26 protein-coding genes are annotated in these 24147 nt (G+C 41.3%); 12 read left to right on the top strand and 14 right to left on the bottom strand.

Annotated elements, in window-relative coordinates; genetic code table 11:
* Positions 1-59: 59 nt before the first annotated feature.
* A complete protein-coding gene (gene fabF / locus I1A42_RS21870) occupies positions 60-1328 on the bottom strand; it encodes a beta-ketoacyl-ACP synthase II (RefSeq protein ID WP_196125016.1) in 1269 nt (422 codons plus the stop codon).
* A 99-nt stretch (positions 1329-1427) separates the two neighbouring features.
* On the opposite strand from fabF, the gene I1A42_RS21865 reads away from it, so the two are divergent.
* A complete protein-coding gene (locus I1A42_RS21865; RefSeq protein ID WP_196125014.1) occupies positions 1428-2021 on the top strand; it encodes a TetR/AcrR family transcriptional regulator in 594 nt (197 codons plus the stop codon).
* 68 nt (positions 2022-2089) lie between these two features.
* Here I1A42_RS21865 and I1A42_RS21860 read toward each other — a convergent pair whose 3' ends face one another.
* The 3 genes from I1A42_RS21860 to I1A42_RS21850 form a co-directional block, all read right to left on the bottom strand.
* Positions 2090-3001 (bottom strand): EamA family transporter, encoded by a 912-nt coding sequence (locus I1A42_RS21860; protein WP_196125011.1) that lies wholly within the window; start codon positions 2999-3001, stop codon positions 2090-2092.
* A gap of 183 nt (positions 3002-3184) precedes the next feature.
* Complete coding sequence (locus I1A42_RS21855) at positions 3185-3922, bottom strand: helix-turn-helix domain-containing protein (RefSeq protein WP_161153167.1); 738 nt, start codon at positions 3920-3922, stop codon at positions 3185-3187.
* Positions 3923-4065: 143 nt separating this feature from the next.
* Positions 4066-5256, bottom strand: coding sequence for an MFS transporter (locus I1A42_RS21850; protein WP_161153166.1), 1191 nt, complete (start codon positions 5254-5256; stop codon positions 4066-4068).
* Between the two features lie 315 nt (positions 5257-5571).
* Between I1A42_RS21850 and I1A42_RS21845 the strand changes: the two genes are divergently transcribed.
* The 3 genes from I1A42_RS21845 (at position 5572) to I1A42_RS21835 (ending at position 7700) form a co-directional block, all read left to right on the top strand.
* Positions 5572-6420 carry a class I SAM-dependent methyltransferase gene (locus I1A42_RS21845; RefSeq protein WP_161153165.1) on the top strand — a complete coding sequence of 283 codons (849 nt, stop codon included), beginning with the start codon at positions 5572-5574 and terminating at the stop codon, positions 6418-6420.
* Between the two features lie 50 nt (positions 6421-6470).
* A complete protein-coding gene (locus tag I1A42_RS21840; protein WP_196125009.1) occupies positions 6471-7022 on the top strand; it encodes a DUF2301 domain-containing membrane protein in 552 nt (183 codons plus the stop codon).
* 252 nt (positions 7023-7274) lie between these two features.
* Positions 7275-7700, top strand: coding sequence for a VOC family protein (locus I1A42_RS21835; protein WP_161153163.1), 426 nt, complete (start codon positions 7275-7277; stop codon positions 7698-7700).
* A 64-nt stretch (positions 7701-7764) separates the two neighbouring features.
* Here I1A42_RS21835 and I1A42_RS21830 read toward each other — a convergent pair whose 3' ends face one another.
* Positions 7765-8952: a type III PLP-dependent enzyme gene (locus I1A42_RS21830; RefSeq protein ID WP_196125007.1), complete on the bottom strand. Its 1188-nt coding sequence runs from the start codon at positions 8950-8952 to the stop codon at positions 7765-7767.
* 704 nt (positions 8953-9656) lie between these two features.
* On the opposite strand from I1A42_RS21830, the gene I1A42_RS21825 reads away from it, so the two are divergent.
* Positions 9657-10364: a pentapeptide repeat-containing protein gene (locus I1A42_RS21825; RefSeq protein WP_196125004.1), complete on the top strand. Its 708-nt coding sequence runs from the start codon at positions 9657-9659 to the stop codon at positions 10362-10364.
* 59 nt (positions 10365-10423) lie between these two features.
* On the opposite strand, the gene I1A42_RS21820 is transcribed toward I1A42_RS21825, so the two are convergent.
* Both I1A42_RS21820 and I1A42_RS21815 read right to left on the bottom strand, forming a co-directional pair.
* Positions 10424-11992 carry a methyl-accepting chemotaxis protein gene (locus I1A42_RS21820; RefSeq protein WP_161153160.1) on the bottom strand — a complete coding sequence of 523 codons (1569 nt, stop codon included), beginning with the start codon at positions 11990-11992 and terminating at the stop codon, positions 10424-10426.
* Positions 11993-11994: 2 nt separating this feature from the next.
* Complete coding sequence (locus I1A42_RS21815) at positions 11995-12522, bottom strand: SCO family protein (protein ID WP_161153159.1); 528 nt, start codon at positions 12520-12522, stop codon at positions 11995-11997.
* 255 nt (positions 12523-12777) lie between these two features.
* On the opposite strand from I1A42_RS21815, the gene I1A42_RS21810 reads away from it, so the two are divergent.
* Positions 12778-12984: a ParD-like family protein gene (locus I1A42_RS21810; protein ID WP_161153158.1), complete on the top strand. Its 207-nt coding sequence runs from the start codon at positions 12778-12780 to the stop codon at positions 12982-12984.
* Between the two features lie 4 nt (positions 12985-12988).
* Entirely contained in the window at positions 12989-13777 is a 789-nt protein-coding gene (gene map, locus I1A42_RS21805; RefSeq protein WP_161153157.1) for a type I methionyl aminopeptidase, read from the top strand.
* A 93-nt stretch (positions 13778-13870) separates the two neighbouring features.
* Here the strand turns inward: map and I1A42_RS21800 are convergent, their stop codons facing one another.
* On the bottom strand, positions 13871-14755 hold the full coding sequence (locus I1A42_RS21800; RefSeq protein ID WP_196125002.1) for a LysR family transcriptional regulator: 885 nt from the start codon (positions 14753-14755) through the stop codon (positions 13871-13873).
* Between the two features lie 95 nt (positions 14756-14850).
* Between I1A42_RS21800 and I1A42_RS21795 the strand changes: the two genes are divergently transcribed.
* Positions 14851-15168 carry a DMT family transporter gene (locus I1A42_RS21795; RefSeq protein ID WP_161153155.1) on the top strand — a complete coding sequence of 106 codons (318 nt, stop codon included), beginning with the start codon at positions 14851-14853 and terminating at the stop codon, positions 15166-15168.
* 111 nt (positions 15169-15279) lie between these two features.
* Here I1A42_RS21795 and I1A42_RS21790 read toward each other — a convergent pair whose 3' ends face one another.
* From I1A42_RS21790 to zigA, 4 genes are all read right to left on the bottom strand, one after another.
* A complete protein-coding gene (locus I1A42_RS21790; RefSeq protein WP_161153154.1) occupies positions 15280-15840 on the bottom strand; it encodes a DapH/DapD/GlmU-related protein in 561 nt (186 codons plus the stop codon).
* A gap of 13 nt (positions 15841-15853) precedes the next feature.
* Entirely contained in the window at positions 15854-16768 is a 915-nt protein-coding gene (gene folE2, locus I1A42_RS21785; protein WP_196125000.1) for a GTP cyclohydrolase FolE2, read from the bottom strand.
* A gap of 106 nt (positions 16769-16874) precedes the next feature.
* On the bottom strand, positions 16875-17375 hold the full coding sequence (locus tag I1A42_RS21780) for a Fur family transcriptional regulator (RefSeq protein ID WP_196124998.1): 501 nt from the start codon (positions 17373-17375) through the stop codon (positions 16875-16877).
* 113 nt (positions 17376-17488) lie between these two features.
* The gene (gene zigA, locus I1A42_RS21775) at positions 17489-18691 is read right to left on the bottom strand and encodes a zinc metallochaperone GTPase ZigA (protein WP_196124996.1); all 1203 of its coding nucleotides are present in this window, start codon (positions 18689-18691) and stop codon (positions 17489-17491) included.
* 208 nt (positions 18692-18899) lie between these two features.
* On the opposite strand from zigA, the gene I1A42_RS21770 reads away from it, so the two are divergent.
* The gene (locus tag I1A42_RS21770; protein ID WP_161157611.1) at positions 18900-19244 is read left to right on the top strand and encodes a carboxymuconolactone decarboxylase family protein; all 345 of its coding nucleotides are present in this window, start codon (positions 18900-18902) and stop codon (positions 19242-19244) included.
* A gap of 33 nt (positions 19245-19277) precedes the next feature.
* Here the strand turns inward: I1A42_RS21770 and I1A42_RS21765 are convergent, their stop codons facing one another.
* On the bottom strand, positions 19278-20627 hold the full coding sequence (locus tag I1A42_RS21765; RefSeq protein WP_196124994.1) for an MFS transporter: 1350 nt from the start codon (positions 20625-20627) through the stop codon (positions 19278-19280).
* 243 nt (positions 20628-20870) lie between these two features.
* On the opposite strand from I1A42_RS21765, the gene I1A42_RS21760 reads away from it, so the two are divergent.
* From I1A42_RS21760 to I1A42_RS21750, 3 genes are all read left to right on the top strand, one after another.
* A complete protein-coding gene (locus tag I1A42_RS21760) occupies positions 20871-21812 on the top strand; it encodes a ketopantoate reductase family protein (protein ID WP_196124992.1) in 942 nt (313 codons plus the stop codon).
* 157 nt (positions 21813-21969) lie between these two features.
* Complete coding sequence (gene modD / locus I1A42_RS21755; protein ID WP_196124990.1) at positions 21970-22800, top strand: ModD protein; 831 nt, start codon at positions 21970-21972, stop codon at positions 22798-22800.
* 33 nt (positions 22801-22833) lie between these two features.
* Complete coding sequence (locus I1A42_RS21750) at positions 22834-23319, top strand: mismatch-specific DNA-glycosylase (RefSeq protein ID WP_196124988.1); 486 nt, start codon at positions 22834-22836, stop codon at positions 23317-23319.
* A gap of 100 nt (positions 23320-23419) precedes the next feature.
* On the opposite strand, the gene I1A42_RS21745 is transcribed toward I1A42_RS21750, so the two are convergent.
* The gene (locus I1A42_RS21745) at positions 23420-23944 is read right to left on the bottom strand and encodes a PEP-CTERM sorting domain-containing protein (protein ID WP_196124986.1); all 525 of its coding nucleotides are present in this window, start codon (positions 23942-23944) and stop codon (positions 23420-23422) included.
* Positions 23945-24147 lie beyond the last annotated feature (203 nt).

Genomic DNA, 24147 nt, shown 5'->3' with positions numbered 1-24147 from the left:
GAACACATCGTAAGGCCAGATAGAAATATCTGGCCTTATTTTTATCTGTGTGTACCGTTTTAAGGTAAATACTTGCTGATAATAATGGCTGCGTTGACGCCTCCAAATCCGAACCCATTACAAAGTGCATGATCGATGTTGTGTGATACCGCTTTATTTGGAACTAAGTTTAAATCTTGCATGCTGTCGTCTATCTGATCGAGATTAAGCGTTGGTGGCGTGACATTATTGATAACCGACAGTGCAGTGAAGATACTTTCTACTCCACCTGCTGCACCAAGAAGATGCCCTGTCGCTGATTTTGTTGCTGAAATAGGAATATTAGGCAGTAAATTACCAAATACATTACGTAAGCTGGCTATTTCTGCTTTGTCTCCAACAGGGGTGGATGTGGCATGAGCATTAACATATTGAATATTGTCTAGACTCAGATGTGAAGCCTTCAAAGCGCGACGGATGGCAAGTGCAGCTCCCGACCCGTCTTCTGGCCCAGCTGTAATATGATGTGCATCGCTACTGGTTCCATAACCGCTAATGACAGCCAACGGTGTCGCGCCACGTTTTATCGCATGTTCTAGAGTTTCTATGACTAAAATTCCCGCGCCTTCTCCCATAACAAACCCATTACGCTGTTGATCAAATGGGCGTGAAGCACTACGTGGGTCTTGTGTTGTCGATAGCGCTTTAAGTGCACTGAAACTCGCTAAAGAAAGTGGATCGATACACGCTTCAGCACCACCGACTATAGCAACATTGGCTTCCTGATTACGTATCATGCGAATACCATCACCAATCGCTTGTATTCCAGCGGCGCATGCCGTAACTGGACAGCCAATAGGACCTTTAAATCCATATTTTATGGAAACATTCCCTGCGGCTAAATTGGCTAAAAATGCCGGTACGGTAAATGGAGACAGACGTTTATAACCGCGATGTTCCAAGGTTTTTTGTGCTTGCGTAATCGTAGTGAAGCCACCAATCCCTGTACCAATAACTGTTGCTGTATTTTCTTGATCATCGATAGATTGAGGGAACCAATTTGCCTGATTCAATGCTTGGTTAGCTGCAGCTAGAGCAAAGCATGTGAAACGGTCGAGCTTTTTTTGTTCCTTTTTCTCAATATAGCTATCGACATTAAAGCCCCCATGCGAATCTTTTTCTATCGTTGGAACTTGTCCGGCGACAGTGACAGGTAAGTCGTCTGAAGCAAAGTGGTTAATCTTGGTAATGCCTGATTGACTTGATATCAATCGTGCCCACGCAGTTTCTGTATTGCATCCGAGGGGACTGATGATACCCATTCCGGTAATAACGATTGGTGAGTTCATTATGCTCTCAATTGTGTGCTAAAGTGATGAGCAGAAAGTATCATTCAGTAATATATGATCAAGATAATATAACTTAGGTATAAAGTTGAGGTTAGGAACATGCCTTACGATAAAAAACATAAAGCGAAATCTCGTCATAAGATCATTGAATCAGCCACTCATTTATTTAGCCGTTATGGATTTGAAAAGATCTCTATTGGTCAGGTAATGAAGCAGGCAAGTCTAACGCATGGAGCGTTTTATGCCCATTTTGAATCCAAAGAAGCGTTATATGCCGAATGTTTTTCTGAATTACTCGATGATTCTCGCTGTGCACGTTTGGTAAAAAGACCGTTAAGTGTCAATAAATTGAAAGAGTTAGTATCTAACTACTGGGGATTACATCAATCAACAAGTTTCCGAACTGGTCCTGAAACGGTACTGTTTAATGAAATGGGTACCGATAACGAAAGGATTAAGCTGTTATTTCAACGTTCTTATGAGAATGTACGAATGATGCTGGAAAAAAGAATCATTGCATTAAGTCGTATTCGTAAACTAGGGCTTTCTCAGGAGAAAGTGAGTGATAAAGCACGCGCAATCATGGCTTCACTCGTGGGAGCTGTTACGATAGCAAAGATGATAAATGATGAAGAAGAACAAAAAAAATTACTGAAGACTGCACAATCACAGATATTATCAATGTTGAACTAATTGACTTCATTGAATTGTTCTTCAGGAAACTGAGCTGATTCAATTTAATTAGTTCAACATTGGGTATGTTAGCTATTTACTTCAGAGATAAGTCTTTTATTTTTCAGCCAACGGCCACCAAAAATATTAAAGACCAACCCTATGGCAATTATGATCACGCCAATGATCTGATGCGTATTTAAAGTTTCACCAAGCAGTAGCCACGCGCTGAGTAACCCAAATACAGGGACTAAAAGTGAGAGTGGTGCAACTAAGCTAGTTTCATATCGACTCAGAAGGTAACTCCAACCGCCGTAACCGACAATCGTCGCAATAAAAGATAAGTAAAATAAAGCCCAAATATTGTGCCATTCGATATGTACTATCGCTTCAAAAATAACAGGCGTACCTTCGAAAAGTAAGGATGAGATGGCAAAGGCAAAGGTCGGCACTATGGCGCTCCAAACTACCAGTGACATCGTGGGAACTTGGTGCTTACTCATGATGATTTTATTCGTTAAGTTTCCAAGTGCCCATGATGTGGCAGCGCCTAAAATAAGTACTAACGTAAACCAAGTGATGCTACCTGTACTTTGGCTTTGACTGGAGGCGAGTAAGTAAATACCCATAGCTGCAACCATAATAGCGACGATATTATGTAACCTGATTCGTTCTTTTAATAGCAAAGCTCCGAGTACGACGGTAATAAAAGCTTGAGCTTGCAGAATCAATGAAGCGAGGCCGACAGATAAACCAATTTTTATCGCCCAAAATAATAAGGCAAATTGACCAAAATTAATGGTCAATCCATAAATGACTAACCATTTTAATGGTAGGTGAGGGCGCTTAACGAAAAAGATTGCAGGGAAGACAACGAATGCAAAACGTAATCCGGCCAGTAATAGCGGTGGCATGCCTTGCAAGCCAACCTTAATGACAACAAAATTCATACCCCACGCGATAACAATCGCCAGAGCGAGTAGTTTATCTCGCAGCGACATTTATTTCCCTTAACAACATAATCTGTCCATAGAATTAGAGACTGACTATACCATCTTTATCGGGGGCTATAACAGGCTAAGTGTAAGTCGTATCTAAAAAAGTGCGAACAAGCTGCAGAATACACGATAAAGTAGGCTCTACAGCTTGCAGTCCAAGGTGTAACACTTAGAAAAAATAGTTAGTTAGATGTTATAACCTTCTGGATAGTATTTACCAGGGTTAGCCATTATCCCGATAGTATAGCTAGAGCGTGGGTCATCAATTTTTTTATATTGATCTCTCACTAGACGCAATAAATAGTTTCTTATGTCTTCGCGAAACGTCATATATTCTTCTTCGGTTAACTCCACACTGACAAATTTTAAAGTTGTTGTATCTGCAGTGATTTCCTGACAGCACGATTCTAATAATGCGCTCATAGTTGCGTTTTTAATTTTTTTTGCATAACGAGAATTAGGTCTAAATGCTATGTATTTGGGGACGCACAATCTACAAGTGTTGTTAGTTCCAATAGTGATAAGGTCTAACTTTTCCAAATCCCTAAGAGCAAGGTACATCTCAGCTATAGATTTACCTCGCTCTTGCGCTAAAACCTCGATGTTCTGCTCTGAAAAAACACCATGTAATAGTTTATAAATTTCTGGATTCTCAGACATCGCAAGATCTTGTTTATCATTAAAATAATGAATTTTTGACATGTTTTTTTCTGCAAGATTCAATAGATCTGAAAGTTGCATATTTAACAGGGCGCAAATAGACGAGAGTCTTTCTAAACTAAGCTCTTGGTGACCGTTTAGGGATCGAGTGATGGTTTTTTCTGAAACACTTAAATAATCGCCTAGGTGCTTATAACTAATGGATTTTGTTTTCAGTAGTCGTTTGATCTCATCCGCAACAAATGGATATATATTATGTTTCATATCAATACTCATACAGTACGCTGTCATTTACTTTCACCATCTAGTTAAATCGCTATTTGGTGTGCTGGTTCCTATTTGAAATTAGACTAAATATTTATCAAAAAGAGGACGTTGCACCATTCTATATCTAATTGATTAATAAATCATTCTCGCAGGGCCTTTATATTGAATGAATGTCTAATGTAAGCAACAACTACACTTAAGATCATGAAGCCAATACCATAAATTAGAGTGATATCTGGAACAGAAAAATTCAGGTTAATGAGTAGACTGATAAGACCGAACGAAAGTGGCAGACATACTTGACTTGAAAAGACAATCAAAGCGATTGTTTTTCCCACTAGCTCTTTAGGTGATCGTTGCTGTGCGGTTGTTATAACTGATACATTGACCCAAGAAATAATGAATCCACAGATGAAATAAATTATTGACGAAAGTATATATGTCGTTGTTTGTGATAACATAATTATCAGTATTGACAACATCATGGTTGCAGTAAGAAGACTGACTCTTAGGGATGATTTGGAAAATTGAGCAAAAAGAGAAAATGCGATTATTCCAACACCATAGATAGCGTTAAGAGAGCCAATATATTTAGCATTGCTACCGAAGTTGATGGCAGCTAAAGATGGTGTTAGAACAGTTAATACACCGATAAAAAAGAAGCTAGTGATAGTCAAAAATCCGAGGTCTTGCGCCATATTGATTTTTTTGATCACTTCATATCCTGATAGAATACTTTTCACTGGCCCCTCAACTAAACCGTTTTGTGAGACAGGTTCAGTCAATACCTGTAAAGTCGCTAAGCTACAAATAATTAAAATGATAACAGTAGAAATCAGGGCGTCAGTTAAGGAAAAATCATCAATCAATATAGAAATAACTAACGGACCAATAATCACCCCTAACTGGTAGCAAGCAGAAAAAATAGAGTTAGCTTTATGTAACTTTTTATTAGATACAATATAAGGTAAACATGAGTTTGCAGTTGGTATAAATATAGCGTCTAGGATACCAAAAACAAAAGATATGACATAAAGCTGTTCCATCGCTAAACTGCCAGCATAGGAGAAATAAGCTGCCCATAAGAGCAGTATAATTCTTAAAAACGTAGTATTAAATAGCAATGCTCGCTTACTATATCTGTCTGCAATATAACCACCAATAGGAATAAAAACGACTTTAGGTAAAAAGTTAACGGCAAGAAGTATGCCCACTAACTCGGGAGATGATAGAACGTTAGTGGTGATGTATTGCTGGATTAATAAGAAACTTGATAAGGCTGTAGAGGATAATAAATGTGCAGCAGAAAGCCAGTAGAACTTACTATTCATTAAATGATATCATTAGTCTATATATATAATCGTGTCATGATAATACAAAATAGCGTGAAAATTATATGTATATGGCAATGGGCTTTTTGTGTCCTGGGCTGGGACATGGTTCGACCCTTTATGATAACATTATTGACCGTGTTGGTATTAATGAGTAAGCTTTTTCGGGCTGACAAAAGTTAGTTAAATCAATGAAATTAAAGGGATAAAATTATGAACAACGCATTTAACGCATTTAACGCATTTAACGCATTTTAATTAATCTATAGTATAAAGAATCTTCTATAATATAGATGTTAGGAGTGGGGGTGGCAAATGCCACCTCATTTTGTTATGAAAAATATAATTAATAAATTCTTTAGTGAAAAGGCTGATGACTCGTTATTGTTACCATGGGGTAATGAAGAGTTTAGTAAGTTAATGCTGGTTGAACACCTAAATCAAAATAGTTTAAGTGGTTCTCGGGCAAAGTCATTTATACAAAAAGAAGTTCGTTTCTTAGATGGACTGTTTAAGCAGTTGAGTATCGGAAGAAAATTGCTTGATATAGGTTGTGGACCGGGCTTATATTGTGAGCAATTTAATTATTTCGGCTACTCTTGTGATGGTGTTGACATATCACCTGCGGCAATCGAGTATGCTAAAGAACACGTTCGTGATAGCCAGTTTTTTTGCTGTAATATCCAAGATATGGAATGTGAAAAACAATACGACGCAGGTTTAGTGCTCTTTGGTTTATTAAACGAAATAAAAGATTCTAGCTCTCTTATTAGTTCTGCAGCTCAGCATATTAGGGAGGATGGTTACATTATTCTAGAAGTATTTCATCCTGATTTTTTTGCTTCTTTATTGTCTGAATCGACATTGGTTTCTGGAAGTGAAGATGCTACTTACTTCTCTGCTTTACCACATGTGAGAATAACAAAACGCTTTTTTGTGGAAGAGAGTGATTGCTTGGTCAATCGTAATTTAGTTGTTGATGACAGTGGTGCCACAAAACTGTATGAGTCACACTTCACTTGTTATGATTTAGAGAAAACCACCCGTCTGTTAGAAAGTAATGGTTTTACGGATGTGCAGTGTATTCAAAGTCCTCAAACAGGGGAATTCTCTTACGAAAGTTATTATCACTACATCATCGCAAAAAAACAGTCTCTAGATTGAATACTTCAGCGTGGGTTATACTAACTCCTTCTTTATGTTAGGTAACTCCCATGGCTAACCCAGAATACCAAGATACGCTCGACGTCCTTGATAAGTTGAGCGTTTGTTTTTACCGTTTAGGTATCTCCTTATTTGCTTTCTCTCTGTTCCTGCTTGGTCTTAATTTTCTGCATCGCATGCCACAGAACGGCGTCAGTCTTCATAGTTCGATCGTTATTGCCTTCATATCCGCCGTCATTTGTGCCGCTAATATTCATGTGTATAGCAAAGTGATCCGATTCGTTATTCAATGGTCGACATGGGTATCTGCCATACTTATCGTCGCTGATTACCATTGGCAGTTTTGGTGGTTAACTCTTGGTTTTATCTTTGTTACTTTTAGTGGGATTGCGCTAAAAGAATCATTTTGCTTTCGCGTAATTGGTCTAAAAACAATACCACTATTTTTGGCACCCTCTGTATTACTTATTTTCTTTCAATGGTTTGAAATAGCGGGAATTTTACTTCTGTTAAGTGGGGTTATTTTTACTTTTCTCTCATTAGCAAAATGGCGTATGCCGCTCCATTTCGATATTGGTATTAAAAATAATTACGAAATATGAGGCGGTTAGATTGAACCGAAGCCAGCATCACAATGCCACAGAGGGGAAATAGGCCAAATAGAGCAATTTGGACTAAAGTAGCGTAAGCGTGATGTCTACCGTTGGGCATAAGTAAATTTTATCTAATCACATAAAAATTTACTGCTTCTCATCTGAGCTTGCTTAGTTATTATGAAGTACGTTGTCGCAAGGCGATAACAAATGGTCATCTAATATTGGATACACATGGAAGTAGTAATACATTGAGGGAATATGAAAGTTAATCCATTTCATCTAGCAATACCAGTTTATGATTTACCTGCGGCACGCCATTTTTATGGTCAAGTTTTTGGTCTCGAAGAAGGGCGTTCGAGCACTCAGTGGGTTGATTTCAACTTTTTTGGGCATCAGCTGGTTATTCACGAGCATCCTAAAACACCGTCTCAACAGTCTGCTCATACCAATCCAGTTGATGGTCATGATGTGCCAGTACCACACTTTGGTGTTGTGCTTGATTGGGATGATTGGCATGCTCTAGCTGAACGCCTAAAAGAGCATAACACAGAGTTTGTTATTGAACCTTACATTCGTTTTAAAGGCGAAGTGGGTGAGCAGGCTACAATGTTTTTCCTCGATCCATGTGGAAATGCGCTTGAATTTAAGGCGTTTCAAGATATGGGACAGTTATTTGCTAAATAACGAAAGAGAGAATAAAAATGGCGCTTTAAGAGCGCCATTTTTTGTGCAAGTCATAACTGGATGGTTAGCCAATCATACGATTTTCAAGTGCAATGTCGTTTAACACAACAGTTTGTGCACGTTTGAAGAAGTTAAAGTCTGTCGCTGTTGCACTGCTGTACGCGCCCATCATGCGGGTGATAATCAAATCACCATTATTGAGTTTTGGTAGCAAAATATGTTCTGCAACCACGTCAATACTGTCACAAGTTGGCCCAGCTAAAACGCTTGGGAAACGTTCACCTTCTTGATTTAGAGAGATAATAGGGTAATCGCCATGGTCAAAAATCAAACCGCTGAACGAACCATACACACCGTCGTCTAAGTAGTACCAAGTTTCACCTTCACGATCGGCTTGTCCCATCACTGAAGCGACGTTCGTCATTGCTGGAGCAACGATAAAGCGCCCTGGTTCTGCGAGAACCTGAACGGTATCTGGCAAACAGGCCAGTGCCTCGTTAATCGGTTGGCAGAATTGGTCGATAGGCATCACTTCATCATTATATGCCACTGGGAATCCACCACCGATATCAAGTGTACTGATCGCAGGAAGGCCAAGCTCCGCAATACGTACCATTACCTCATGGCACGCGTGAATCGCGTCTACATATTTGGTTGGGTCGATGGTTTGTGAACCGACATGGAACGACAAGCCTTTGATACGAATCCCCAATTCTTGTGCACGAGTCGCAATTTCAATTGCTCCATCTGCCGAACAACAGAATTTCTTCGATAAATCAGCAAACGCTTCAGCGTTACGGAAACTTAAACGGATTAATACGTCTGTTTGGTCACGATAAGGAATGAATTTTTCTAACTCATTCATGTTATCAACAACAAATACGTCGCAGCCATACGCCAATGCATCGCGAATATCAGCATCACGTTTTATTGGGTGAGTATGAATGGTACGTTCTGCTGGAACACCTTCTCGTGAGACCAGATCAACTTCACCGGATGTCGCTAAGTCAAAGCTCGCACCTTCAGCTAGCAGGGTTTGCACTACAGCGGGGAGCGGTAGTGGTTTCAATGCAAAGTGCAAAGTCACGCCTGGAAGTGCTGCTTTTAACGCACGGTATTGCTGACGAATGCTATCGCAGTCAAGCAGCATAAGTGGTGCGCCGTATTGAGCAACTAATGATTCAATAAGATGAGTTTCTTCTGAAGATACAGAGTGAGAAAATGCGGAAAAATCCAATACTGAGCGAGCCATAATAGCCCTCCTATACAGTAACAAGCTTTCCTCACATATGTGGTTAAAGAGCAAGAAAAGCGGAGCGAAAATAAAAGCGTGTAAACGCCGTCAAAGTCACTCTTGGATAGTTGCTCTATCGCCTTGCCACAATGAGTTTGTGATGTACTAGGATTGGCTATCATCAAGAAGCAGTTGAATATTAGATTCAGAATTTTTTCTGCGCAATAAAAAATTTTCGCAAATCTACAAATAAGTTATTTCGATCACGGTTTTTGCATTTTAAATTATCTTTATCAATATAACTATTTGTTAAATAAGGATGATTTTGAATTATGCAAATATTAAAATTAAAGTGATTTTAGGGATTTTCTAGATAAAACCGAGCGGTTCCTATTAATGTTTGGTGTGCACTTCACTGCTATTGCTAACAAGTGTTGGTGATGCTGATGGTTACAACCGAGGTGCTAGGGCAATCCCACACTTTGTCATAATGCGAAGGATTTTTGATTAGCGCTTTAAATTTTAAACATTTTCTCGGATTAGGGAGAGGCATTCGAGTATGATCGGGTTGCTAAGTTCTGCAGCAACCGGAAAGAAATAGAACAAACGGAGTGCAAAACATGATAAACATGCACGAATTATTGATCTGTGAATCCTCGCACATACAGAGACTTAGGTATAATCGCCATCATTAATCATCCGTAATTTAGAGAGCATCACTGATGACTCAATATCAGCATCATTATCAAACAAACGATATAACGAATATCCAAGTGTTAATCGCTCAACACGGAGGTACTATTTCGTCATGTTCTTTTCATCACGTATCATTTGAAAACGCTACATTGGAAAACGTGGTATTTACTGACTGTCAGTTTATCGGTTGTGATTTTTCCAACGCTCAATGTAATCATTCGTCATTTCATCGTTGTGATTTTTTTGTCGATGACCAAGTGTGCCAATTCACAAAAACATCCTTGATAGGCACTAAATTTGAACATTGTAATCTGTCGGGGTGTCTGATCCGTTCAACGATAGCCTATCGTTTATCATTAAGCCATTGCACATTAACTGGCTCTGTGTGGAAAGATATTGCGTTTAATGAGCCTGAATCCACTCAAAGTCAAAGCCGTTGGGAATGTTGTACAGGGCAATCAATCGAGTTCAGTGATTTTTCTATTGAAGCTGCGACCTTTGTTGAGTGTGATTTGGCTTCTTGTGATAGCCAAAATGTTCGATTCAACCATTGTCGTTTTGTGGGTGGCAACCTCAATATTACGAGCAGTGCACCAATATCCTTCTTGGGCAGTGACCTACGTGAAACTAACTTGATTGGCACAAAGTCTGAGTATGTGGATTTTACCGGTGCATTTTTGAACGCTTTTCAAGCTCAACGATTGGGTGTCACTGAACAGGTTAAGGTGTGTTAGTTTGACTTAAGTTCAGCTTGATATTAACAGGGCTATCTAGCCCTGTTAAATCCGCTCGATTAACTCAGCTTAAAATGCTGAAGTATGGTGTTGAGTTCTTCGTTAAGTTGACGTAACTCTTGCGCATGTTGGTCGATGCCTTTTGATTCATCGGTAAAAGTTTGTGCAGAAGTAGAAACTTGGGTGACGTTATTACTGATTTCTGTATTCGTCATCGATTGTTGTTCTGCCGCTGTCGCAATTTGAGCGACGCGATTATTTATCGAATCAATAGTGGTAGAAATGGTGTCAAAGTGTTCTTGCACACCATGAGATTCTTCAACGGATGATGCTGCCAGTTCTTGGCAAGATTGCATTGAGGTGCTGGCGTTCGACGTGATCTCTTGAAAAGATTGGATCATAGCAGTGATCTCTTCTGTCGATGTATGTGTGCGCTGAGAAAGAACCCGTACTTCATCAGCTACTACGGCAAAGCCTCTGCCTTGTTCACCTGCACGGGCAGCTTCAATCGCAGCATTCAGTGCTAATAAGTTAGTTTGCTCCGCGATACCACGAATGGCTGATACTATGCTGTTGATTTGTTGACCACGGTTTTCTATTTCATCCATAATTGAACCCGCAGCGCCGACTTCTTTCGCTAATGAGGCAATTGATTGACTAAAACGGTTCGCCGCATTTGCTCCTTCTGTTGATGCTGTAACACATTGCTGGGAACCATGTGACGTCTCTTCGGCATTTTCTGCAATAGCGCGAGTTGCTTCGACCATTTCTTCCACTGAGTGAGTAATGCCACGTATTTCAGAACTTTGGGAAGAGGCACTGCTCGCTAAAGTTTGAGAAGACGTTGATAATTCGTAAGTATGTTGAGTCAGAGAGTGCGTGACTGAGACGAATTTTGTTAATGTCTCTCTAATCGACATAAAAAACTGATTGGTTTGTTTTGTAAGTTCAGTGTCGACCAATTCAGTGTTGAGGTGCGATGTCATGTCACCTCGATAGCCTCGTTTAACCGCGTTTTTAATCATGTGGGATTCGGTAAAGTTGCGGTTACCTTCTAATACGTAATAGCTTCCTACGACGAATGCGATGATTGCAATGACCAAATGATAGGTCAACGGCGCAAGCAGTCCCCAGCTCGTTTCATCTCCCCAAGAAAATATCAGCAGATTGATACCGCCTAAAGAGACACCCGCAAATTGGCAATAGGTGATAGCAAAATGGTAAATACCTGCAACAAGGAATCCGGTTAGAAGTGGAGTCCAATCACGGTAGCGGGTGAGCATCGCTAAGTTAACGAAAAAGACAAAATGTCCTTCTCCCAACCCATTGGATTGTTGTGTCGTAATAATAAAAAACAACATAAGCGCGGTGGCAATGATCACGCGGCACATAACTGTCCCTGCCATCGTAAAATAGGCAATCAACGGTATGATCGCTGCTATGCCTCCACCGATTAGACCGAGTTTATAGTAGCCATATTGTTGCGATGTGGCACCAGCGACAAGCAAAAAGTAAACGACACATACGGCAATAAGAATCTTATCTGTATTTTTAAAGTCGTCAGTAAACGCCTGTTTTAGCTCTGGTGTCAGTGCGGCGTTGTACGGCATAAATAGATATTTAAACATGTCTATATTCCGTCGGTTGAGAGGGCGTTGGATAGTTGTGCGTATTCCAATCGCTCTGGGTTAAATACTTGTTTTAGCCGCCACTGACTACCTTGCTTCTCGATATAATAAGTTCTTGCTTTATGCGATATGTCATCTTGGATTTTTTTGATGTTGAGGCCAAAGTCAGCTGTAAATTGTTTTAATTGTTTATATGTGGGCTGGTAGCCATAAAAAGAGGAATGAAAGCTCTGCGCGTACTCTTGTGTTGCATGTTCATTACTGTCTAAGTCAATGTTAATAAATATGATATCGGGAGAATCAGTGCCATCGTTTGGCCATGTTTGAATCATGTCGGTAAGGTAGGCCATGGTGACAGGACAACTTCCTGAACATGTTGGAAAACCGAAAAAGACTAATGCACTATTTTTTTGTGGTTCAATGTTGTGTAAAGACACAACGCGATCGGTTTGGATAGGAAGCAAAACACTACCAATGATAGTTAACACTAATAGAGACCACAGAATACAACCCAATACGATTTTCTTCATTCGCTGATCTTTAATGGTGAAAAGGTATGTTTAAGTATATAAATAAAAGCGTATAAATCTAATATTCTTATTTGCTTTTTTTGTTTTAATTTTTATTTTAAATCAATAGGTTATTATTTGGATTTTTAAAATAGCCACAAAGAATTATGCAAGGTAATTCTTTGTTAGTAGTGTATTAACCTTGATTTTTACATGGTTGAATGTTCAATAAATAAGCCTATCATGCGTATATGTTTTATATATGAAACGTATATTATGGGTATTGTAAAAATCTCAGATAATTTGCATGCGGAAGTACGCAAAGCGAGTGCAGTTATGCTGCGTTCGATAAACTCACAAGCGGAATTTTGGATGAAAATTGGAATGTTGGCTGAAAAAAATCCTGGCTTGTCCTTTAACGACATCATTGCTCAGCTGATGAAAGATGTTGAAATACCAGAAGACGTATGTGCAGAGGAGTGAATGAATGACTGAAACTGTCATTATTAAAAATCAACAAGAACAAGAGTTAATGCGCCAATCTGGCAAGCTTTTAGCCAAGGTATTTGCGATGCTTGATGGTTTTGTCGTGCCAGGTGTTACGACAATGGAAATCAACGACAAAGTAGAAGATTTTATTGTTAATGAACTGCAGTCTCGCCCTGCGAGTAAAGGTCAGTATGATTACCAATATGTTCTCAATACCTCTATTAATGAGGTGGTTTGCCACGGTGTTCCTAAAGAAGGACAAGCTCTGAAAGCCAAAGATATTATTAACTGTGATATTACACTAGAGAAAAATGGTTATATCGCTGATTCTAGTAAAATGTATGTGATGCCAGAGGCATCGCCGTTGGCGAAAAAACTGGTTAACACCACCTATGAAGCTATGTGGGAAGGGATCAAACAAGTTAAGCCTGGCGCAACCTTGGGTGATATCGGTTATGCGATTCAAAAATACGCTGAAACAAATGGTTATAGTGTAGTGCGCGAGTATTGTGGTCACGGTATTGGCCAAGAAATGCATGAAGCGCCACATGTTCTTCATTATGGCCGTCGAGGCACTGGGCTCAAATTAAAAGAAGGGATGATTTTTACTATTGAGCCAATGATTAACCAAGGTACGGCAAAAATTAAAAATAAACGTGATGGTTGGACCGTCATTACGCGCGATAAAAAATTGTCGGCACAATCAGAACATACGGTACTCGTGACCGCCAATGGTTATGAAGTACTTACGTATCGGGATGAAGAGACACAACCTAGAATCGGTTGATCTCAGCAAAATCAGTATACAGTATCGAACCACGGCGTCTAACGTCGTGGTTTTTTTATAGCTGTGCCTTGCGCCATGCATATCACAGTTGATTTACTGTTTTGCGTACATGGCTTTTATTTCATCAAATAACCATTGATAGGCTGGTCCATGAGGTCCCCCTTTTTTGAACACTAAATCGATAGGAACCGACCACGGCTTATAATCAAAGGCGACTTGCAGATGATGCAGTTCACCCGATGCAATAAGAGTCTCAACCAAAAACTCAGGTAAATATGCCCAACCGACTTTTTGTTGTACTAACTGCAGTGCACTGTGATGGCTTGAGCACCACCATACTTTCGGTGACATGCTGATGAGAGATTGTGACTCTTGTTTCAGCCTTCCTCGAATCGCAACTTGGCGGTAGGGAACTAAATCTGATGCTGAAATAACCGGATGTGAGGCTAAAGCAAAATCCGGATGACACACTGCTATGTAGTCAACACTGCCAACGTAGCAAAAATCGACTTGCTTCAACTCTTCAATTTCGGAAAACATAATGCCCAAATCGACGTCACCATTGGCAACCTCATGGCTAATATCTGTCGATGCTAAGGTGAGCAAGTCTAACTGAAGAAAAGGGAATTTATTGGCCAATTGCGGCAAAAGGTTACTCATCTCTGGAATAAATAATCCATCATCTATCGCAATAGTGAGTACCCCTTCTTCTTTACGTTGAATAGCATCTGCGATGCGTTCCAGCTCATCTGATTGTGATAATAGAGTCTTTGCGCTGCGTAGTAAGCGCTCACCTGCAGCAGTCAGCTTTGGGCTTCTGGAAGAGCGATCAAAAAGCTCGACACCTAAATCGATCTCTAAACTACTAATACCATGGCTGACTGCGGATTGTACTTTTCCCATCCGTCGCGCACAGGCTGAAAATGATCCGAGCTCTGCGGAAAGCACGAGCATCTTAACTTGTTCCAAACTCAACATATGAAAAAATTCGATAGTAATTAACTTTTAACTATCATAATAGTTGATACTATGTCGCGCAAATCACCTGTTCTAACTAAGAGGAGTAACGTGTTATGAGCTGGTTCTACTTGGTGTTAGCAGGATTAACTGAGATTGGATGGCCAATCGGATTGAAATTAGCTCAATCTGGTACATGTAAATGGCTTGGTATAGGGATGGCAATCGCGTTTATGGTAATCAGCGGTACTCTGTTATTTCTTGCTCAAAAATCAATTCCGATGGGAACTGCTTATGCAGTTTGGACTGGGATTGGTGCAGCAGGCACCTTTTTAGTTGGCATTTTATTCTACAACGATCCTACATCGATGGTGCGTTATATGGGAGTGATGTTGATTATGTCTGGTGTGGTGCTGCTGAAATTTGCCCATTAATTTAAGAAAGCGAGCCATGCGTATAACGTGTTGGCTCGCCCAATAGATAAAATGTCGAAAAGATGAGACTACCTTCTCAGCATGAATGTTTACCTCATCAATTCGACAAAACTAAAATTCGTTAGAAATCTTTTTATAACCTTCCACTAAGGCGTTATTAGCGCTCACGACAGATTCAGAAAATTCTGAATATTGAGGCGGTACTTTTTCAATACTATTAAGATCAAAATGGGGGCCAATGTTGGTCATCGGCGGTATATGGAATTGTTCTGGTAAATCCATACCATCGACAACGCTGTTATGGCGAATAACGCAACCATTCCCAATGTGAGTATTAAAAATCACCGTGTTGAAACCGATAAATACATCATCGCCAACCGTACATGGACCGTGCACAATAGAGCGGTGAGCGATAGAGCTTCGAGCCCCAACCGTTACGGCAGCGCCGTCTTTTGAATGAATCACTACCCCATCTTGTAGGTTTGAATCTTGTTTAATGATGATAGGTTCCATCGTACCTTCGGCATTCACTTCGTCAGCACGAATGACCACATAGGGTCCGACAAATACATTGTCTTCAATAATGACGTGACCACAAATAATGGCGGTTGGGTCAATAAAAGCCTTAGGCGAAATATGTGGCAATTGACCTGATGGGTTTTTTCTAATCATGAGCTCACAGTTCCTATTTATTCGGATATTTCTGGTCAATGGCAACGGCGTTATGCGCATGTAAGCTTTCTTGATGATCCACTTTGAACCAATAGTCACTTACCTGTTCCATTGCTTCGAGAGCATTTTTAAGACGACGAGCTGCATCTTCACAGAACATCAAGTTTTGGGCATTTAGCCCGGCAAATGCTTGTTCATCTTGGCGCTTAACCGCTGTTTGTACAGGTGTCCCAATCACTTGTTCGAAATGTTGGATCAGTGTTGGTAAATCAGGGCAGTGATAATCTTCAAAGGTCAAATGGATATGAGCAAAAGAGCGTTGGCTATGCGGTGTTGCAACAGTGCCTTGTTCAGATTTAATCCATTGCAGTAATTGCTCTTTATCAATGTTACCTGTAGAGAATTGTTGTTCAATTTCTTGTGCTAGCAATTGGCGTGATAGTGAGGCTGAACAAGGGCAAGTACTCGAATATGGAATGGCGAGTTCAACACGGGTTTGTGCTACATTTTGACGCTTTTCAACATGTAAACGCACGGTGTACGTTTGGTAGCCTGCTTTATCACTCAAGAGCGCTTTTTTGTTCAGTGGTAGATCGAATTCAACATTGAAGCATGCGTTTTGGCTGATTCCTGCTTGAGATTCCACCATAGAGAAAAGGAATAATTCCAAAGCAGATTGAGTCAGCTCTTGTTGTGCTAATAGGTCATTCAAGTTTGCGTATAAACGCGACATATGAATGCCTTTTGCCTCCGCTTTATCCAAGCTAACAAAGAGTTCGGCTTTGCCAGATACGGGGATTGAGGAACCTGAAGAATTTGGAATATAAAGCGGAACAGCTACCCCAGACATGCCTACCCATTGTAGGGTTGCTGGCTGAATTGCTTGATCAGCAGAAGTAATATCGGGGAGCGGGTGTAGATTATTCATAGTGTATCCAATCTTAAATTAACGGTTAGTTCGCCCATATGGGGAGTGAAGCCGATAGCAATGAATTTTTCGTTAACGACGTAAGTCTGTTTGATTCCTTATGCTTTCATCGTTTGTCCTGATTCATCTTTTGGCTAGAGCGGGTCTGTGTGTCTTTCTCGGCGCATTCATCACATTCACATTCCAACTCAAGCTGCGGTGTAACCACGTGAAATTCGCTGTCATTGATACTGTTTTTTAAATTTCTCAACATAGACTCATCCACATGAACTTCTTTAACCTTGTTGCACTTAGTACAGATTAAGAACAGAGAACATTCGTTATCATCGTCATCTAAGATATGTGAACATGAGACATATTTATTGACGATATGAAGTCTGTGCACCAAATGAAGCTGTTGGAAAAACTCCAAAATTCGGTACACCGACATCACAGGGATAACTTCGCTATAGTTTTCTTTGCAGTAGTCCACTAACTCATAGGCGGATAGTGCTTTGCCTGATTCAATCAGCCCCATCAAAATGACTTTTCTTTTTGGGGTAAGGTGTGAACCATGAGTTAAACATGAGTCTTTAGCGTAGTTGAGAATGTGTTCAATCTTAGTCATAGCGGTCGTTCAGGTTGATAAATGTGGGTCAGCGTTTGCGGTTCTTGTCCGATCGAAGCGGTGCAGTTAAGGCCCTTTAGTGCCTGAGCGGTTTCGTTTACTAAGCTCATGAATTAATTGCCCCAAGCTGGATATGGATCAGGTAAGGCTTCCCAATCAGCGTTATACATCTCTGTTTCGGTGAGCAAACAGTGGTTGAGCTGTTCGGTGAGCATGGCTTGATCAAGATTTTGACCGATAAAAACGAGCTCTTGACGCATATCGCCGAATGGTTCTACCCAAATATCGTTGATTGATTTGAGGCTATCAGCATCTGTTGGCCAATATTGTTTCGGTACGGCTTTCCAAAATAATCCGACAAAACCATGGCGAGATACACCACCAGCTTGACTCCATTGCCCGACATAACCTGTGCGGCTTGCGAGCCAGAAATACCCTTTAGAACGGATTAATTGGCGATTGGTCTGCAAGCTATTGAGAAAATCATAAAAACGCTGCGGATGAAATGGCTTACGTGCGGTGTAAGGGAAACTGCTGATGCCGTACTCTTCTGTTTCTGGTACGTGTTCGCCACGCATCTCTTTCAACCAACCTGGAGATTGAGCGGCTTTTTCGAAATCGAATAGGCCAGTCCCCAACACTTTATTGACGTCAATATAGCCCTGACTGATCGGAACAATCTCCGCGTCTGTATTCAGAGTGCGGATAATCGCCGTGAGTTTTTTAACTTGTTCGGTCGACACCAAATCGGTTTTGCTAAGCAAAATAATGTTGGCAAATTCAATTTGATCAATGAGGAGATCGGTAACACGGCGCTCATCGTCTTCGCCAAGTGATTCACCGGTTGCCTGTAGTGATTTGGCTTCTTCATAATCATTGAAGAAATTTACCGCATCAACAACCGTGACCATAGTGTCGAGCTGTGCAACATTTGACAGCGAATCACCATTATCATCTTCAAATGTAAACGTTTCTGCTACCGGGAGGGGTTCGGAAATGCCCGTTGATTCAATAACAAGATAGTCAAATTTCCCTTCATGAGCCAGTTTACTTACCTCTTGTAGTAAGTCTTCTCTTAACGTGCAGCAGATACAACCGTTACTCATTGAAACCAATTTTTCTTCACTTCGATTCAGTGAAACTTCGTGTTCGACAATTGATCTGTCGATATTGATTTCACTCATATCGTTAACGATTACTGCGACTTTGCGGCTTTGTCGATTATTGAGAATATGACTTAATACCGTTGTTTTACCAGCGCCAAGAAAACCAGATAGAACAGTAACGGGTAACTTGTGGGAATGTTCTAATTGCATATTATGTCCCCCTCAAGACTTAATATTAAGGAAATGTTATAACATAACAAAATAAGGGTTAAAAGTAGTAAAAGCAAAGTAATCATTGGGCTGGTGGTTTTATGAACGCTTTCGGCAGGGGTGTAACGCCATTTGTTAGGTATCGACTAGATTTGTGTGAGTAATTATTTTAATGTTTTCACTAAATCAACTATCTAGGTAGAAGACAATGGAACAATCTTATACAGAATTTAATCGTCATAAGAAGAAACTGACAGCAGCGTACGGTAAGGCGAGTCCGGATGTCATGGCGGGATTTCGTCATTTACAGCAAGAAGCGCTCAAAGAAGGGGCGTTAAGTACGAAACAAAAGGAACTGATCGCGCTTGGTATTGCTATTGCAGTTCGATGTGATGGGTGTATCGGAGCTCATGTTGCGGGTGCAATACATCAAGGCGCGACCAAGCAAGAGTTAGTTGAAACCATCGATGTGGCATTATTAATGGGTGGCGGCCCTTCCATTGTTTATGGGTCTGAAGCCTATGCAGCGGTTGAAGAATTGCTAGGTGAATAAGTTCACCCAGCATCTTCTTGTTTTGTTAGTGGTCTAGGCTTTATAGCGCAGGCCACTGATAATGGCAGCAATGACCGCTAATATCCCCCCAGTGACAAGGCAGATATGGGTTCCGTTGGTGGTGAATAAGTTAAACATCAACGCTACTAAAGCGGTACCAGATGTTTGCCCGACTAATCTTGCAGTACCTAACATACCACTTGCTCCCCCACTTCGGTTACGCGGAGCAGAACTCACGATCGTGTGATTATTGGGCGATTGAAATAGGCCGAATCCTGCCCCGCAAATGGCCATTCGAATTGCCACCTCAAAGTAACTTGGTGCGGTGGGTAGCAATGCGAGCGAGAACAGCCCAATAGAAAACACCGCTAAGCCGATAGCGCCTAATATCCCCGCATGAACTTTTTCGATTAATCGCCCAGCAATGGGGGCGGTGATCATGGTGGCTAATGGCCAGGGAGTTAAGAGAAATCCTGTTTCTGTTTCACTCAGCCCAAGCGTACGCTGGAAATAAAACGGTATGGAGACCATGGTCAGCATTTGCGCGCAGAAGGAACAGATTGACGTGCAAATAGAGAGAGAGAAAATAGGGATTCGAAGTAGATCGATGGGCAGTAAAGGAAAAGGGTTACTCAGTTGGCGGCGAACAAAAACGGTGCCAATGATCAATGTTGCAATACATTCTATAGCGACGAAGGTTAAATTCTCACCTTGGGCGAAGCTGGTCAGGGCAATAAAAAACAATCCGAACGTTAACGCATTTAATACACCGCTGACACCATCAAATCTGCGATTGCCTTTCGTGTCATTTGCAGGCAGGTATTTGACTGCTAACGTAAAAGCAACGATCCCTAGCGGTACATTAATCGCGAATAACCATGGCCATGATGCCAACGATAAAATTAGAGCCGCTACCGTTGGACCTGCTGCTGCCGATATCGCGACGACTAGGGCATTAATGCCCATTCCTCGTCCTAACTTAGATTTCGGATAAATAAGCCTCAATAATGCTGTATTGACGCTCATTAAAGCCGCCGCCCCAAAGCCTTGTAGAATACGAGCAACGGTTAAGGTAAGCAGTGAATCTGATAAGGCACAGCCGAGCGACATTCCTGAAAACAGGATTAACCCTACTTTATATACACGGCGATAACCGATAATTTCTCCTAATGAAGAGAGAGAAAGTAAGGTCATGGTAATCACTAATTGGTAGCCGTTGACGATCCAAATAGAGGCGCCGGCACTAGTGTTTAAGTCTGTAGCAATACTAGGTAGAGCCACATTAGCGATGGTTCCATCGAGTACCGCCATAGTGATACCTAAAGCAATAGTGATGATAGCCCCAATGCGTTGTGGCATAGGTAAGCCATCAGTAGGGTTCATTAGATGTCCTGTATAACATGGTTGAAATGTGCGATTCGAGTTCTGACTCGGTACTGGCTGGCGCAAGGAGAGTTATTCGTTCTAGATACGTGAGCCGTTAGATTTGGATATATTACCGAAATTATACTGAAGCACAAATGCAATACCCTATAAATTAGGTTATTGAGATGCACTCGGTTGTGTACAGAAACGAATCCAGTTAGTTTGAACGCATACGAACCATAACGTCAAAGGAAAGGAATCATGAAATTTGCAATGCTTGGTGCCGGTGGTATTGGTTGTTATTACGCAGCGAGGCTGATTGAAGCGGGGCATGAATGTATTTTAGTGGCTCGAGGCAATCATTTAACTGCATTACAACAGGATGGGTTACATATCGATCACGCTGATTTTCATTTTGATCAGCCTGTAACAGCGACCGATGTGGCAGGCTTATGTCGAGATCACGATAGTCAGAGTTTTCATTTATTAATTCTCGGGGCAAAAGGCGGCGCAACTCAAGCTATGTTGGCTGAAATGGACGATTGGTTGGGCACAAGTTCAGTGCCAATTTTATCCATTCAAAATGGTGTGACCAACGAGGGATTGATTGAAGCGTGTGTTGGGCGAGAAAGAACGATTGGCGGATTGGGTATTTATATCAGTGGCCATATTGTTGCTCCGGGGAAAATCAAAGCTCAAGGTGCTGGGCAAATTGATTTTGGCGCTTGGCCAACAACGGCTTTAAACCCGGAAATGGCTCAATTATGTCAACAGCTTTCGGAGGTATTTACTCAGGCACAGATTCCTAATCGACTCTATGATGATGTGCGTTACGCGTTGTGGCGAAAGTTAGTCATTAATAATGGCGTGAACCCTATTACTGCGTTAACCGATCTTAAAACGGGTGCGGTGACTCAAGATCCGGTGTTACGTAAAACGGTTTATACCATGATGGAAGAGACGGCTAGAGCAGCCAATGCGGCAGGCGTGCCTTTGAAGAAAGCAGATGTGGACGAAATGTTTGATCTTATTTGTCACTTTGGTGATATCAAAACATCGATGCAGGTAGATATGGAGCAAGGGCGCCATTTAGAAGTCCATGAAATTTGTGACCCTGTGATTGAATATTGTCGCCAGACGGATGAACCCGCAGTCACAACGGAGTTAATTGCGAGATTACTAGTGAATGCGGCAACTGCTTAATATGGCGTTATTTCAATTGTTCGCGCTAGGCGGCAAGATCATTGAATATAGACAAAGAAAAGCACATGATAGCTGATACCTAAATGACCTCAAGATACCGTGTTCAGAGCGTCATCAAGGTTACTTGGGTATAACGGATTGATTATAAGGAATAACCATGGAAAGGGTACTTACTGATCAACAACTTGAATCATTATTGGCAGATGATGCGCCGTTTGGCGACCTCACCACATCCCTGCTTCTTGCGCCTAAACATAGTATTCATATCGAGTTGACGGCTCGCTATGATATGACAGTTAGCGGTGTGGAAGAGGCGGCTAGAATGTTCGAGCTGAAAGGGGCGACTGCAACTGTATTGGTCTCATCGGGTGATCATTGCCGAGCGGGAGATCATATTCTAAATGCCTCTGGGAATGCTCATGCGCTCTTTTTGGTGTGGAAATCAGCTCAAGTATTGATTGAATGGATGAGTGGAGTTGCCAGCTGTACGGCGAGCATGGTGCAAAATGCCAAAGGGATGCCGATTGCTTGCACACGTAAGCAAGTGCCTAATACGAAGGCTCTTTCCGTTAAAGCGATTCGATCTGGTGGTGGAATAATGCATCGATTAGGCTCATCAGAGAGTATTTTGGTATTCGCAGAGCATCGGCAATTTAGCTCTTTAACGCCCCGCGCAATGTTACATCAATTTGATAAAAAATCACCAGAGCACAAACCTGTAGTTGAAGTTCACTCTGTTGAAGATGCGATGTCATGGTTGGATGCAGGAGTTCCGGTGCTCCAGCTGGATAAGTTCACTCCAGAACAAATCACGGTATGTCGGCAGTTTATTCAAGAGCATCAACTGAACACTAAATTAGGTATAGCGGGTGGTGTTAACCCCAATAATGTCGTAGAGTTTGTGGCTGCAGGTGCTGATTTTATTGTCACCTCTTTTCCTTACTACGCGAAACCTAAAGATGTCCAAGTACGCTTCTTTGAGGCTTAATTGTGCTTGAATTTGTAGAACGAAGTGGCTCCCATGCTAGATGATATACTCGATCACCACTTAAACATCGTGTTCTGCGGCACTGCTGCTGGCGCAGTATCGGCTAAACGGAACCAATATTATGCGGGCCCAGGAAATAAATTCTGGCCAACGCTTTATAAAATAGGTTTAACCCCTCGTCTTTTGTCACCCAGTGAATATCGTTCGGTTGGGCAATATGGCATTGGCCTCACTGACGTTGTCAAAGGGCAATCTGGCAGTGATGCTGATATCGATTTTAAACGTTCAAACCCTCAAGTGCTTCGTGAGAAAATGTTGCATTATCAACCGAAAATATTGGCATTTAATGGTAAGAAATCGGCACAGGTATTTTTAGGTAAAACTCGAATAGCGCTGGGTTTACAAACAGACATGATCGGAAAGACGCAGCTAGTCGTACTGCCATCTACCAGTGGTGCAGCCAACGGGTTTTGGCAGGAAGCTACTTGGTTTGAATTAGCCGGTCTGCTTGATATTTAAAGTGGTTTACAACAATCGATAATCAATCAAGGTTTGCTCGTTATGAGTGCCGATAAATGGTGAGAATCATTTGTCGGCACTAACCCCAATAGAATGGGGATTACATTGAGGCGAGAGAGAGTGATGGATTATTGCCACGATGTTTTCGTTGGCGAACAATAAAACCACACAAGACCAATCCTAATAGCATTGTGCCTAACGTACCGGGTTCTGGGGTTTCTACGGTTTGTGTGTCCGGATCTGAAACGGGTGTGACATGGGGGTGAGGGCGATGCATCGGCGGAAAATCTCGATGAGGAATGCTAGGAAATGAGAGCGTGCTGGTACTGACGGTTCGAGGTTGATCATGTCCACATGCCCAAGCGTTATCTGTCGGGATAACACGTTCTCCTTGGTCAATCGCATTAAATGCTTGTTCTCTATCAGATTGAGACCAAAATTGGCGATGATTAGATGGCATGTTGTTGTCAGAGTTTGTGATGGATACAGATGTTGTAGTTACACTACTTTCTGTCTGATGGGGTTGATAATATTGGTCGAATAATGGAGAGCGACTATCGCATGACGTAGCATTTGCCATTCCTGCAATGGATAAACAAGCTGCAATAGTTAACGTTTTAAACATAATTAATAATCCACAATGAAGATGAGTCGTATCGCACAGTAGTTATATTTATGAGAATGTGCGGTATACCCAAGTAACCTTAAGGTTCTGTTGCAGCGCATACAACTCGCCTTTTGGCGCTCATCAATAAGCTCATATCTGCGCCCAGTAACGTTGAACAGGAATGACCATTCTCTCTGCGATTGAATTTGGTCTGTGTTCGT

It is taken from the genome of Vibrio nitrifigilis, from assembly GCF_015686695.1.
In the GTDB taxonomy this organism is placed as follows: domain Bacteria; phylum Pseudomonadota; class Gammaproteobacteria; order Enterobacterales; family Vibrionaceae; genus Vibrio; species Vibrio nitrifigilis.
Note: the sequence above shows the minus strand (reverse complement) of the source record. Positions and strands in the feature narration are given on the sequence as shown.